The organism is Variovorax sp. CF079, from assembly GCF_900101545.1.
Lineage (GTDB): Bacteria > Pseudomonadota > Gammaproteobacteria > Burkholderiales > Burkholderiaceae_C > Variovorax.
In genome coordinates, this window is the sequence record NZ_FMZU01000044.1 from 1 (window position 1) to 12,492 (window position 12,492).

Annotated in this window: 11 protein-coding genes; 3 read left to right on the forward strand and 8 right to left on the reverse strand. The window is 63.6% G+C overall.

Annotation, left to right across the window (positions count from 1 at the left end; genetic code table 11):
- Nucleotides 1-462: 462 nt before the first annotated feature.
- The 3 genes from BLS74_RS33040 to BLS74_RS33050 form a co-directional block, all read right to left on the reverse strand.
- On the reverse strand, nucleotides 463-1,755 hold the full coding sequence (locus BLS74_RS33040; RefSeq protein WP_093112194.1) for a porin: 1,293 nt from the start codon (nucleotides 1,753-1,755) through the stop codon (nucleotides 463-465).
- Between the two features lie 121 nt (nucleotides 1,756-1,876).
- Nucleotides 1,877-3,901: a 4-oxalomesaconate tautomerase gene (locus BLS74_RS33045; RefSeq protein WP_093112196.1), complete on the reverse strand. Its 2,025-nt coding sequence runs from the start codon at nucleotides 3,899-3,901 to the stop codon at nucleotides 1,877-1,879.
- 1 nt (nucleotide 3,902) lies between these two features.
- A complete protein-coding gene (locus BLS74_RS33050; protein WP_093112198.1) occupies nucleotides 3,903-4,874 on the reverse strand; it encodes a Bug family tripartite tricarboxylate transporter substrate binding protein in 972 nt (323 codons plus the stop codon).
- A gap of 150 nt (nucleotides 4,875-5,024) precedes the next feature.
- Between BLS74_RS33050 and BLS74_RS33055 the strand changes: the two genes are divergently transcribed.
- Entirely contained in the window at nucleotides 5,025-5,954 is a 930-nt protein-coding gene (locus tag BLS74_RS33055) for a LysR family transcriptional regulator (RefSeq protein WP_093112200.1), read from the forward strand.
- Nucleotides 5,955-5,958: 4 nt separating this feature from the next.
- On the opposite strand, the gene BLS74_RS33060 is transcribed toward BLS74_RS33055, so the two are convergent.
- Genes BLS74_RS33060 through BLS74_RS33075 form a run of 4 tightly spaced genes read right to left on the reverse strand, consistent with a single transcriptional unit; the run spans nucleotide 5,959 to nucleotide 10,270 of the window.
- A complete protein-coding gene (locus BLS74_RS33060) occupies nucleotides 5,959-7,305 on the reverse strand; it encodes a class-II fumarase/aspartase family protein (protein WP_093112202.1) in 1,347 nt (448 codons plus the stop codon).
- A 38-nt stretch (nucleotides 7,306-7,343) separates the two neighbouring features.
- A complete protein-coding gene (locus tag BLS74_RS33065) occupies nucleotides 7,344-8,171 on the reverse strand; it encodes an HpcH/HpaI aldolase/citrate lyase family protein (RefSeq protein ID WP_093112212.1) in 828 nt (275 codons plus the stop codon).
- A 10-nt stretch (nucleotides 8,172-8,181) separates the two neighbouring features.
- The gene (locus BLS74_RS33070; RefSeq protein WP_093112204.1) at nucleotides 8,182-9,372 is read right to left on the reverse strand and encodes a CaiB/BaiF CoA transferase family protein; all 1,191 of its coding nucleotides are present in this window, start codon (nucleotides 9,370-9,372) and stop codon (nucleotides 8,182-8,184) included.
- A 37-nt stretch (nucleotides 9,373-9,409) separates the two neighbouring features.
- Nucleotides 9,410-10,270, reverse strand: coding sequence for an HTD2 family dehydratase (locus BLS74_RS33075; RefSeq protein ID WP_093112206.1), 861 nt, complete (start codon nucleotides 10,268-10,270; stop codon nucleotides 9,410-9,412).
- 187 nt (nucleotides 10,271-10,457) lie between these two features.
- Between BLS74_RS33075 and BLS74_RS35690 the strand changes: the two genes are divergently transcribed.
- Nucleotides 10,458-10,772: a tripartite tricarboxylate transporter substrate-binding protein gene (locus BLS74_RS35690; RefSeq protein ID WP_093112208.1), complete on the forward strand. Its 315-nt coding sequence runs from the start codon at nucleotides 10,458-10,460 to the stop codon at nucleotides 10,770-10,772.
- Here the strand turns inward: BLS74_RS35690 and BLS74_RS35450 are convergent.
- Entirely contained in the window at nucleotides 10,657-11,277 is a 621-nt protein-coding gene (locus BLS74_RS35450) for a winged helix-turn-helix domain-containing protein (RefSeq protein WP_244504140.1), read from the reverse strand. The genes BLS74_RS35690 and BLS74_RS35450 overlap by 116 nt on opposite strands.
- Before the next feature lie 373 nt (nucleotides 11,278-11,650).
- Here BLS74_RS35450 and BLS74_RS33090 point away from each other — a divergent pair, with 373 nt between their 5' ends.
- Nucleotides 11,651-12,151 carry a DUF2726 domain-containing protein gene (locus BLS74_RS33090; RefSeq protein ID WP_093112210.1) on the forward strand — a complete coding sequence of 167 codons (501 nt, stop codon included), beginning with the start codon at nucleotides 11,651-11,653 and terminating at the stop codon, nucleotides 12,149-12,151.
- The last annotated feature ends 341 nt before the right edge of the window (nucleotides 12,152-12,492 follow it).

Sequence of the window (12,492 nt, forward strand, 5' to 3'; positions counted from 1 at the left end):
GCTGCGTTGGTTCATCTCGGTGCTGCTGTGATTTGCGGTGTCTTCACGCATGCACGGGCCGTGCCCGCCGCGACCTTTTAATCAGCATTTCCCTAATAAATGCGCAAACTAGCCGCGCGCCCCGTCGGTCGCTGCCGGAGCGTCGATCACATCAACTGCACGGCTTAGACCTTCCAAAGCTACTTCGGCATCGGCCCCGGTTCCCAGAGGAGCTTCAGTGCCGCGACGGAAAACGACCCGGGGGCCATCTGCCCGCTCCTTGGCCCCCTCACCAGACGGCACGCACCTGATGTTCATCTCGTTCCCTCCCGACGCCATGCGGGCATTCGGCGTTTTTTCCTTCAATGCCGCTTGGGGTTGGTATTGCAGACATCTTCAAGGTGCATGTCAACGTCATTCTTCCGCGATTGATCGGCACGATGGGGCTCAAGCAAGAGCCCCATCACGCTGCCACACTTGACGTCAGAATGCGTGGCGCAGCCCGAAGTCGTAGCCCGTAGCGCTGCGCGGTGCCAAACCCGCCACGCCCGACCCCGTAGACAAGAAGGCAGGTCCTCCAAGCCCGACGGCCATGATTGCAGGATTGTTCTGTCCGTTCTTGATCCGAGCGCGAGCCACCGTGGCATAGAGTGCGGTCCGCTTCGACAGGTTGTGGACGTAGCCGAGCGCGAGCTTGTTCACCGACGCGTCGCGGTCCGGTGCGAGCAACGTCGGCGCGGCGGAACCCAGGTCGTTCTTGAACTTGACGCGAGCGTACGACGCCTTGATGACGCCAGCACCGACGGGTACCGTCATGCCGATCATTGCGCCGTTGTATTCGTCATCGTCTTTGAAGGTGAGTCTGCCGGCACTCAAGGGAGCGGTGGTGGTCTCAGCCTTGTCCTTGACCTGCGACAACTCGCCCATCAGCTTGAGGACACCGAAATCGTAGGAGGCACCGAGGTTGATCGTGCGCAGTTTCTCCGAAAGCCGCGTCCCGGCCACGACCCCTGCTTCGCTTATCACCAACGTGTCGGCAGCCGTACTCTGCCCATAAGCAAATGCCACATCCAACGGGCCGCTTGCATAGCCGAAGCGCCCGCCGTAGTAGCGGCCACGTTGCGACGGGCTGTCGGACAGGTAGCTGTACTTCACGTTCTCGGGAAGGGCATACATGACCTGACCGTAGAAGCCGCCGAGGTCGCGCGGCAGGAAGTAACCCACGCTGTTGGACGCCCGGATCGCGTTGTCATTCGCGGCAATGGCGGAGCCCGGGCCGCGCGCCGTGGCGATGTTTCCGCTGATGCTCTTGATGAGATTTTCGCCGACGCCGACTGCGCCCATCGGATCGAACACGCTCTCGTTCCAGTAGGTCGGAACATAGTCCCGGCCCAGCCTGATTTCACCGAATCCGCCGGACAGGCTCACCGTCGAGCGACGGCTGAATGCAGCCAAAGCGGTCGCGCCGCTGTCCTGGGTGATGCCTGACTCGAGCCAGAACCCTGTCGCCAGTCCCCCGCCCAGGTCTTCGGTGCCACGGAAGCCGACGCGGCTCGACGCGTTGGCCCCGCTCGACAAGGCAGTTTGTGATCGTTTCGCCTCTGGCACGGCGAGAGCCGACAGCGGCGGGAGTGCCCCCCTGTTGTTGTAGAACGAACTCTTCACGCTGTAGTAGCTGATTGCCGAATCAGCGACGCCAAACAGCGTCACGGACGACTGCGCCGAAGCAGCGCCCGAAGCGGCCAGTGCCGCAAAAGTGATCAAGGATGTACGCATAGCAACTGTCTCCAAGGGACGAACGAGGATTGCCTGCGCCTTGCAACGCCGGCGGTGGAATTGCGGCAACGTGCCGCAAGTTGGTTCGGCAACGAATGCCGGGTCTGGGTGATTCGGCCGATCAATCCGCCGCCAGCAGGCGGATGTCTTGCGGCGCGAGGCCGCCCTCGGCCACCACGTCCTGCCAACGACCGAACTCGTGCCGAACGCGCTCTCGCAGTGCAGCGGGCGGACCGGCCTCGACCCGGGCGCCTTGGCGTTCGAAACGGGCAACCACTTGCGGATTGGCGAGAACCTCGTTCAGGGCGCGGTTGATCTCTGTGATCACTGCGGGCGAGGTGCGTGCCGGAGCAAACAACCCGTACCACTGCGAAACATCGACCCCTTCGATGCCTGATTCCGACAGCGTAGGCACTGCAGGCATTGCTTCGAGACGCTCTGGTGCCGCGACGGCGAGCGGGCGGAGCCGGCCGTCAAGGATGAAAGGATGTGCGGTGAACAAGCTTGGGAACATGACCTGTGTGCGGCCATCCAGTGTGTCCACGATGGCAGGCGCCGCTCCTTCGTATGTTCTGCCTTCCATCTTCGTGCCCGTGTTGAGTTGAAACAGCTCTGCCGCGAAGTGCGGCGGCGTGCCGTCACCGGCCGACGCGTACCTGATGCTGCCCGGCCCGCTGCGCAAACGCTGCAGGAGGCCGCGAACATCGTCGAAGCCGGCGTGCCGGTTGGCCACCATCAGGGTCGGCGACGATCCGATCAGCCCGACCGGCTCGAAGTCCTTGACGGGGTGGTAACCCAGCTTCTGGAGTGCGGGGTTCATGGCGTGGGTGCCCACGTAGCCGAACATGAGGGTGTGGCCGTCCGGTTCTGCCCTGGCCACATACTCGCTCGCGATGGCGCCGTTTGCGCCGGCCCGGTTGTCCACGAGAACTTCCTGGCCGAGCAGCGGCTTCAGTTCGGCCGCGATGATCCTGGCCATCGTGTCGTTGCCCCCGCCCGCACGGGTCGGCACGATGATGGTGATCGGTTTGCACGGGAACGTGGCCGACCGACGCGCAACGGCCTCGGGCCGCGTGAAGACATAGTCGGGCAACTGCATCTCGCCCTGCATGATCTTTCTGGCGGTACGCACCAGCGCCGCCGCCTTTACTGTCGCATCGTCCGCCCGACCTTCGAGTTCGACTTCCACGTCGATCTGCCCTGCCGGGTGCAGGAGAACCAGGTTGTGGCGGCCTGGCTCGCGAGCAGAGGCGCTGGCGACGGTGCCCGGGAGTGCGAAGGCGCTGAGAACGCCGATCGCACCCGTCACCGCATGCGAAGCATGGCAACGGCGCGGGGTGAAGTAGCGCGAGGTGATGCTGTCCGGCGAGTCTCCCGCGCTGACCAGCACCGGCTTGGGAATGACGCTGCCCGACACGTCCCCGAGCCCCATCAACAGGCCGGCCTGAAGACGCAGCTTCTCAAGCCGCTCCAGCAGTACCGTATTCGAATCGAGCGCCGCGGGCTTTTCGCCGCCGGTGACGCCCAGGTCACGCGCGCGCACGATCATGAGCGGCATCGCCGCATCGATGCAGGTCACCTCGACGCCGTCGATCGTGTCGATCCGCCGACCGGTCGGAAATACCTTGCCTGTCACCGCGCCCCACGCGTCCAGAAAGTTCAGGAGGATCGGTGCAGCCGTACCGGCCACGCCATCGATGCGCGCGTCTCCCTCGTAGGTGACGCGCTTGCCGGGCGTCCTGACCGTGACATCGATGCGCGATCGCGTATTGACGTTGAAGACGCGCACCTGCGTGATGCCATCCTGCGCCTCCACCAGCCCCTGCTCGATCGCGAAAGGCGCGACACCGGAAAGCATGTTCCCGCAGTTCGGGCGGGTGTCGACGGAGCGGTGTCCAACGCCCACCTGCGCAAACAGGTAGTCCAGATCGCAGCCCGGTTCCTTTGAACGCGAAACGATAGCGACCTTGCTGTTGAGGCTGCTGCCGCCTCCTACGCCGTCGAGTTGCAGCGGATCGGACGCGCCGATCGCCCCGATCAGCGCCTGGTCGCGCTCCTCGTCGTCCTCAGGAAGCCACTCCCGCAGGAAGAATGGGCCGCGAGAAGTACCCGCACGCATCAGCACGCAGGGAATGGTTCTGCTCATCTCAGTCGGCCGAAAGCTTTGCAGCCTGGACCACCTTCTTCCACTTGACCTGCTCCTGCTGCACATAGGTGCGCATTTGCTCGGAAGTCATGGTTTCCACCTCGGCGCCGTGATCCTCCAGCTTCTTGATGACGCCCTTGTCGGCCAGAGCTGCGTTGAGCACCTTGTTGAGTTGCTCGATCACGGGCTTCGGGGTCTTGGCCGGAGCGAAGATGCCGTACCACTGCGAGACATCCACGTTGTCGACGCCCTGCTCCTTGAGCGTCGGCACGTCCGGCATCTGCGGCGAACGCTTGGTACCGGCTACGCCGATCGCCTTGAGCTTGCCGGCTTTCACGTAGGGCATGGCAGTGAAGAGGCTCGGGAACATCACCTGGGTCTGGCCGCCGATCGTGTCGGTGATCGCAGGCGCCGATCCCTTGTACGGCACGTGAAGCATGCTCGTGCCGGTCGACAGCTTGAACATCTCCGCGGCGAAATGCGGTGCCGTTCCGTTGCCGGCAGACGCGTAGCTCGTCTTGTCGGGGGCGGCCTTGAGCGCGGCGACCAGTTCCTTTGCATTGTTCGCTTTGACGGAAGGGGTCACGACCATCAGCGTCGCCGATGTGCCGACCATGGCCACGGGCTCGAAGTCTTTCACCGGGTCGTAGCGCAGCTTCTGCAGTGCGGGATTCATCGCGTGCGTGGCGACATAGCCCAGCATCAGCGTGTAGCCGTCCGGCGCGGCGCGCATGACGAACTCGCTGGCAATCGCGCCGTTGGCGCCTGCCTTGTTGTCGACGACGACCGGTTGCTTGAGAGCAGCCGACAGTGCCTGGCCGATGACTCGCGCCATCGCGTCGTTGGCGCCCCCGGCAGCGGTTGGCACGACGATCGTGATCGATTTTTCCGGATAGGCGGCGAGCGCGCTGCTGCAGAAGATCGCGGCCGCCGAGGCCAGGGCACACAGGACGGGTGCGTTACCAAATTGCATTGATGTCTCCGATAGTTGAAAGATTGGCATCCAGGTCGCTTCCTTGACCGTGGACCTATGGTCTCCGGTTCGATGCATGCTGTGAATTGCATGTTTAGGATCGATTGATGCACACTGTCGATCAGTCAAACATGTTCGCGGGACGAGACGATGGCGATCAACTTCAACCTCAACGACCTGCAGGCGTTCCGCGCCGTCGCCGAACTGAGCAGCTTTCGCAAGGCGGCCGAAGCGCTGCACGTATCGCAGCCCGCGTTCAGCAGGCGCATCGAGAAGCTGGAAGAAGCGCTCGGGGTACGGCTGCTGGAGCGGACCACGCGGCGGGTGAGCCTGACGGCGGTCGGGCGCGATTTCGACCGGAAGGTGCAGCAGCTGCTTGACGATCTGGACCTCACGCTGCTGGGCATCCGCGGCGTGGCTGCAACGCGCATGGGCGAGGTCACCATCGCTTGCGTGCCATCGACGGTCTACTACTTCGTGTCGCAGGTGATCTCGCGCTATCACGAGCGCTATCCGAAGGTCCGGGTCAAGGTCTTCGATGCGAGCGCCAACGAGGTGCTGGCCGCCGTGTCGCGCGGCGAGGCGGATTTTGGGCTGAACTTCATTGGGGGCCAGGAACCCGACATCGAGTTCAAGCCGCTGATGGAGGAGCGCTTCGTCGCCGCATGCCGGCGCGACCATCCGCTCGCGGGCAAGCGGAAGGTGAGTTGGACGGAACTGGCGCAGTACGACTACATCTCGGTGAGCAAGGCGTCCGGAAACCGCCTGCTGCTGGACCAGGCGCTGTCAGGTCTGCCGGGGCGCCCGCAAGCGATCTACGAGGCGCAGCATGTCACGACGATGCTCGGGCTGGTCGAAGCCGGGCTCGGCGTCGCGGCAGTCCCCTCGATCGCCATGCCGGGCGCCGATCACCCGCTGCTGGTCAGCGTCCCGTTGGTCGAACCGGTCGTCAGTCGCAAGGTGGGCCTGATTCGGCGCAAGGGCCGCATCCTCTCGCCGGCCGCCCTGCAGTTCTTCGAGTTCTTCTCCGAGATGAAGGGCAGGCGCGTTCAGGCCGGGAGAAAGCGCGCTTCGGCTTGAAGGCTCAGTGACGCGCCGCCAGTACCCGATCGACCATCACGCCGGCTTGGCCGAGGTTGTTGACAGGGTCGCACATCGCGTCGAGCTGGGCCCGCGTCACGTGCTTGCTGATTTCCGGGTGCTCGGACAGGATCTCGATCAGCGGGCGATTCTTGCTGATCGCGTCGCGGCACAGGTCGTACACAAGATCGTGTGCGTACTCGCGGCCGATATAGGGGCCCAGCCCCATCATCACGGCTTCAGACATCACCAGGCCGTTGGTGAGGTCGATGTTGGCGCGCATGCGTGTGGCGTCGACTTCCAGGCCCTTGAGGATGAATTTGGTCTGCTTCAACGCCCCGGACATCAGGCAAAAAATCTCCGGCAAGGACACCCACTCGATCTCCCAAGGGCCCGTCGAGCGCTCGTGGTCGGCCACCATCGCATCCATCAGTGCAGCGACATGCTGACGCGCCACAGAGATATTGGCATGGATGTACAGGCAGGAGATCGGGTTGCGCTTCTGCGGCATGGTCGACGACGAGCCGCGGCCGGGTGCGAAAGGCTCGAACACCTCGGCCACTTCGGTCTGCATCATCAGCTTGACGTCCATCGCGATCTTGCCGAGCGAGCCACCCACCAGTCCAAGGAAGGCACCCACCTCCGCGATGGTGTCGCGCACCGTGTGCCAGGAGATCAGCGGCTGGGCAAGGCCGAGTTCCTTCATCAGGCCGGCCTGTGTTTCCATCGCGCCCTTCTCCAGCGACGACAGCGTGCCCGACGCGCCGCCGAACTCGCCCATCAGCACCCGTGGCTTGAGCTGCTGCAGACGCTCGCGGTGACGGTCGATACCGGCCAGGATGCTTGCCATCTTGTAGCCAAAGGTGATCGGTGTGGCCTGCTGCAGATTGGAGCGGCCGATCACCGGCGTGTCGCGGTACTTCTTTGCCAGCGCAGCCAGTGCTTCTCCGATCTCGTCCAGATCCTGCTCGACCAATGCGAGGCCTTCGCGCATCTGCAGCACCGCGGCCGTATCGGTGATGTCCTGCGTGGTAGCACCCCAGTGGCAATACTCGCCCAGCTTGTCGCGGCAGTTGGCGTTGATCTGGTTGACGACCGCAATGATCGGGTAGCCGATCTGCTCGGTCTTGGCCTTGAGCTTCGCCCAGTCGATCTGGGATATCTCGCAGTTGCGAACGATCTCGTTCGCCGCGTCCTTGGGGATGATGCCGAGCTCGCCCTGCACCTTGGCGAGCGCACGTTCGATGTCGAGGTACTTGGCAGTCCGGTTCTCGTCAGACCACACGTCGCGCATGCGCGCGTCGCTGAACATGTCGCCGAAGATGCGCGAGTCGATGATGGTGGAGGCCATGGTGTTGGATCTTTCTGGGCTTGATGTTGAGGGTAGGTTCAGTCGCGGGCCATGGCCAGCGTGCGTTGTGCCTGCAGGACCACAGGTCGATCGACCATGCGGCCGTCGAGCCGCGCAGCGCCCGGGGACGCTGCATCGGCTGCTAGCACTCGCCGCGCCCATTCCAGTGCTGCTGCGGCGGGTCTCAGCGCGGTGTGAACGGGCTCGACCTGGCTCGGATGAATGCACAGCTTGGCGCCGAAGCCCACAGCGCGTGCCGAAGCCAGATCGGCCAGCAGGCGCTTGCGATCGTCCAGCTGGGGCGTGACACCGGCGACCGGCGCCGGCAGGCCTGACACGCGCGAGGCAATCGCGATGCGGCTGGCCGCGTAGGCAAGACCCGAAGCGTCGCCGTCGATCTCGATGTCCAGGTCCAATGCGAAGTCCAACGTGCCGAACACCACGCGCGACACGCCCGCGGCGGCGACGATGTCGACTCCGGCCACCCCGCGCGCGCTTTCGATCAGTGCCAGGACGCTGGCTCCAGGCAGCGCGGCGAGAGTCGCCGCGACCTGCTGTGCAGACTCGGCCTTGGGCAGCAGAACGCTGCAGACCCCGGCCTTGCGCAACGCCGTCAGGTCGTCATCGAACCATGGCGACGCGGCATCGTTGATGCGCACCACCGTGCGCGTCCGGTCGCCCGCGGATGCGCAACGGAACCAGTCTGCGATCGCCTGGCGGGCAAGCGCCTTGTCGTCGGCTGCGACCGCGTCCTCAAGGTCCAGTATGACGGCATCCGCGCCGCTTGCCAGTGCCTTGGCGAAGCGTTCCGGCCGCGTGCCCGGAACGAAGAGGTAGGTGCGAGGGATATGGGAAGCAACGGACATGATGCCCACCTCAGACGGCTTTGGCCGCGTGCAGCGCCTCGATCTCGGCCGCGCCATAGCCCAGCTCGGCAAGGATTGCGTCGGTGTGCTGCCCGAGTGCCGGCACGGGGTCCATGCGCGGCCCCACGTCCCAGGTGCCGGGCGGCAACATGGCTGGCAGCGGACCTTTCGGCGAGCCGACTTCCGTCCAACGCCCGCGTGCCTTCAGTTGCGGGTGGGCCCAGACATCATTCATGGTGTTGACCTGGGCATTGGCGATTTGCGCGAGTTCGAGCCGTTCGACCACCTGTACCCTGGTCAGGGACGAGAAGGCTTCCACAATGATTCTGCGCAGCGCGTCGCGCTCGGCCGCCCTCTTGAAGTTGGCTGTGAAGCGAGGGTCGGCCGTCAGCGCCGGCCGCTGCAGCACCGTCTCGCAGAAACTGGCCCACTCGCGCTCGTTCTGTAGGCCCAGCATCACCATGTTGCCGTCACCCGTGGGGAACGGGCCATAAGGGTAGATCGTTGCATGACTGGCGCCGGTTCGCGGCGGTGGTGCGGCGCCCTCGAAGGCGTAGTACAGCGGATAGCTGGTCCATTCGGCGAGCGACTCCAGCATGGAAATGTCGATGCGCTGCCCCTTGCCGGTCTGGCCGCGTTGCAACAGCGCCGCGAGAATGCTGCTGTACGCGTACATGCCTGCGGCGATGTCGGCGATCGATGGACCGGCCTTGCACGGCTCATCGGGCGTGCCGGTGACCGAGACGAACCCCGCTTCGCTCTGAATAAGAAGATCGTAGGCCTTCTTGTCACGGTACGGCCCGGGGTTGATCGGGTCGTCGCCATAGCCGGAGATGTCGCACACAATCAACCCCGGCTCTGCGGCGGACAGCTTTTCATAACCGAGGCCAAGGCGCGCAGCGGCGCCGGGCGCAAGGTTCTGTACGACGACATCTGCCTTCTCCAGTACCAGCCGTTCCAGAATCGTGGCCGCCTCGGGATGCTTGACGTCGAGCGTCAGGCTCTCCTTGGAACGATTGGTCCAGACAAAGTGCGATGCCAGCCCGTGCACGCGCTCGTCATAGCCTCGGGCGAAGTCGCCCGAGCCTGGTCGTTCGATCTTGATGATGCGTGCGCCGAGATCAGCGAGTTGGCGCGTGGCGAAAGGCGCTGCGATCGCGTGCTCCAGCGTGACGACCGTGAGGCCCTTGAGTGGCTGCATGTGGTGCTCTATCCGAAGTTGGGTGGGTTGAAGGAGATCAGCGTAGGACCGCAGTGGCGTCCATCGTGAGCCAGCCTTCGTGATCGGAGGCCCAGAGCCGGATGGTCTTTCCGTCGGCTTCAGGTTGTCCCTGGAGATGGAAAGGATGCAGGTCGAATGTCGGGCGCACCGCCTTGAATCGGAAGCTGGCCACATCGGCTTGCGGCATCTGGCGCCGAAGGAGATCCATCAGCAGCGTCGCAATCAGCGGGCCATGCACGATCAGGCCGGGATAGCCCTCGACCTTGGTAACGTACTGCCGGTCGTAATGGATGCGGTGGCCATTGAAGGTAAGCGCCGAATAGCGGAATAGGAGCACGTCATCCGGCACGATGGAGCGCTTCCATTGGGCTTCGGCAGGCGCGGCTTGCGGGGGTGGAGCGACATCGTTCGGGCCCTGCGCCTCGCGGTAGACGATGTCGTGGTACTCGACGAGCGCCGGATCGCTGCTGTCGTTGCAACGCACCTCGTGCCTGACCTTGACGAAGACAAGCGTGCCGGTGCGACCCTCTTTGACGGTCACGTTGTCGATGGTCGAGGTTCGCGCGGCCCGGTCACCGACTCGTATGGACGAGCGAAACTCGAACTGGCTGCCGGCCCACATGCGGCGCGGCAGCGGCACCGGAGGAAGGAAACCGCCGCGCTTGGCGTGCCCATCGGCGCCGATTTCCGACTGTCGATGCATCGGCAGGAAATACAACCAATGCCAAAGGTACGGCAAGGTGGTGCCGGTCTCGACGGGCACCGAAGGGTGATCCAGCGTGGCGGTCAGCGCGATGACGGGCGTCGGGTTAACAGCGTCCTGAATGGTCTCGCTGCGTCCGATCCAGGCACGAAGTTCTTCAGCTTGAAAAGTCACTCACTTGTCTCCGGTTGCGGCTCCTGTATCTGAGGAACCTTGCGAACGAGTCTCGCGCCTTGGCAGGACGAAGTGAATTGCAAGATTCAGAACGATTGATGCAGGGGGTGCATAAACGATACGCTCGCGCAGGATCGGTCCGCGGCAATATCGCCATTGACAAGAACGTACAAGCAGCGACCCGGCGATGACGGACGTGGTGGGCGGACAGGTGCCGGTGATTTTCGATGCGCTGGGTCCGGCGATCACCTTCGTGAAGGCCGGCAAGGTCAGAGCTCTCGCGGTCACGAGCGCCAAGCGTTCGCCGTCGCTCCCGGACGTACTACCCTCGCACTCGGTTTTCAGGCTCAACCGATGCGATGAACTCCAACCTGCGTCGGGCAACCTCAGGCCGAAATCTTTTCCAGGTAGTAGCAGCCGAGCCCGCGAACCGTTGCCACACGCACCGGCCCCTTTTCGATCTTCTTGCGCAGGCGATGGATGTACACCTCAATCGCATTGAGGCTCACCTCCTCGCCCCATCCGCACAGGCGCTCCACCAACTGGTCCTTGCTGACCGGCCGCCCCGCGCGCTGCAGCAGCACCTCGAGCAGGCTCAGCTCCCGGGCCGAAAGGTCCACCATCTTGCCGTCGAGCGTGGTCAATCGATGCACCCCATAGCTCGATCCTTCGTTGACATAGCGATAGGAACCACCAAGAAAACTGAGTGAGCATGCGCTGTAGCAATGGCCGGACAGCGACTTTTCGCCCTCTCCGCGGTACCGCCCTACATAGGTCGTAAGTCCATACTTTCGAATCACGCGCCCAAGCCTCATGCCTTCCATGAGGTTGCCACCAGGCGAGTGGAGGTAGAAAGAGAAGATTCGCCCTGGGGCTTGCAGCGACTTGAGTTGGCCCTCGAGGCGACTGGCATCGCCACTCTCAATGAGGCCGGACAGCTGCACCGTGTAGTTGTCCATGTCCAAGAACCGCGCGGCCTCGCCCGGCTTGGTGATGGCAATCTGCATGGCTTGTGCGCTGACACACGAAAGTCCAATCGCCACAGCGGCCAGCTTCGACCAAGATCGCGATGGCGCAACGCAGGCGGCACCGCTGGAATCCATATCGTTCATCATGCAGGCATCGGACACGCGAGAAGTGGGTCTGCATTGTTGCATTGGGTGCCAACAGCAGGTAGCGGTGCGACTGCACGAAGAGGTCGCAAGCGTGGCAACTTTGGCGAAGCGCCCGTTTTTCACGCCCTCCCGACGGCCGCGATCAATCCAGACGCGACGGAATCGAGCAAGCTGTCACAGTTCTGGACCCTGTTCGCGTGAGAAGCTAAGCCCACGCAAGCACTCATCGCATACTCCGTCGCGCAACAACATACATGGAGCGTGGATGAAGGGATTCGGTTCTTGGGTGATCGTGATGGCGCTTGGCTTTTTGGCCGTGCTGGTTTTCGCCAAGCTGTTTCCACGTGGCAGAGGTCGCGAGGAGGCCCCGCGCGCTATGTGGCCACTCACGCGAAACGAACAGTCGATGTACTTTCGGCTTCAAGGTGCGCTGCCGGATCTCATCGTGCTTTCGCAGGTCTCGTTTGGTGCCTTGCTGTCTGCCAGGTCCACGGCAGTACGCAATACGTTCGACAGGAAACGAGCAGACTTCGTGATCTGCGAGAAGTCCTTCAAAGTCGTCGCGATCGTCGAGCTGGATGACAGCAGCCACGACGGCAAGAGGGCCCGCGATGACAAGCGCGACGCTCAGCTCAAAAACGCCGGGTATCGAGTGCTTCGGTATCGAGGCATCCCCGACATTGACCGAGTGCAGTCGGACTTTTCTCCGCCTCTGCCACCCCCGATTGCGGGCCCCGAAGGACGCGAGAGGGTCGATCCCACGTAAGTTCCCTTACGGGCCGAAGCCGCCGCGCAATGCTGCGAAGGCAGGCGGCAACGACGTCGCTGGCCTAAGCACAGCAACGAACGAGCGTTCGCCCCCGAACCGCATCATTCTTGTGACGGGGGACGCGAGAGGCACCACGCGACATGCATGCAGCTGCTGCTCCAGTCCAGCGTTGAGGATCCGCTACTACGCCTGTAGAAAGTTGCTTCTGGCCAACCGCCGAAATGTCTGCTTTCAGTCTGAAGTCGACTTTGCAGAGCAGGCTGGTCATCCCGAGCGCAGCCTGTCGATACCCGCCCTCAGCCCCCAGCCGCACCCTGGGCGCCTCATCTCGCGGCGAG

What these genes read in the sequence shown, in the direction of transcription:
- BLS74_RS33040 (WP_093112194.1), bottom strand. Translation starts at nt 1,755, where the DNA reads ATGCGTACATCCTTGATCACTTTTGCGGCACTGGCCGCTTCGGGCGCT.
- BLS74_RS33045 (WP_093112196.1), bottom strand. Translation starts at nt 3,901, where the DNA reads ATGAGCAGAACCATTCCCTGCGTGCTGATGCGTGCGGGTACTTCTCGC.
- BLS74_RS33050 (WP_093112198.1), bottom strand. Translation starts at nt 4,874, where the DNA reads ATGCAATTTGGTAACGCACCCGTCCTGTGTGCCCTGGCCTCGGCGGCC.
- BLS74_RS33055 (WP_093112200.1), top strand. Translation starts at nt 5,025, where the DNA reads ATGGCGATCAACTTCAACCTCAACGACCTGCAGGCGTTCCGCGCCGTC.
- BLS74_RS33060 (WP_093112202.1), bottom strand. Translation starts at nt 7,305, where the DNA reads ATGGCCTCCACCATCATCGACTCGCGCATCTTCGGCGACATGTTCAGC.
- BLS74_RS33065 (WP_093112212.1), bottom strand. Translation starts at nt 8,171, where the DNA reads ATGTCCGTTGCTTCCCATATCCCTCGCACCTACCTCTTCGTTCCGGGC.
- BLS74_RS33070 (WP_093112204.1), bottom strand. Translation starts at nt 9,372, where the DNA reads ATGCAGCCACTCAAGGGCCTCACGGTCGTCACGCTGGAGCACGCGATC.
- BLS74_RS35690 (WP_093112208.1), top strand. Translation starts at nt 10,458, where the DNA reads ATGACGGACGTGGTGGGCGGACAGGTGCCGGTGATTTTCGATGCGCTG.
- BLS74_RS35450 (WP_244504140.1), bottom strand. Translation starts at nt 11,277, where the DNA reads ATGCAGATTGCCATCACCAAGCCGGGCGAGGCCGCGCGGTTCTTGGAC.
- BLS74_RS33090 (WP_093112210.1), top strand. Translation starts at nt 11,651, where the DNA reads ATGAAGGGATTCGGTTCTTGGGTGATCGTGATGGCGCTTGGCTTTTTG.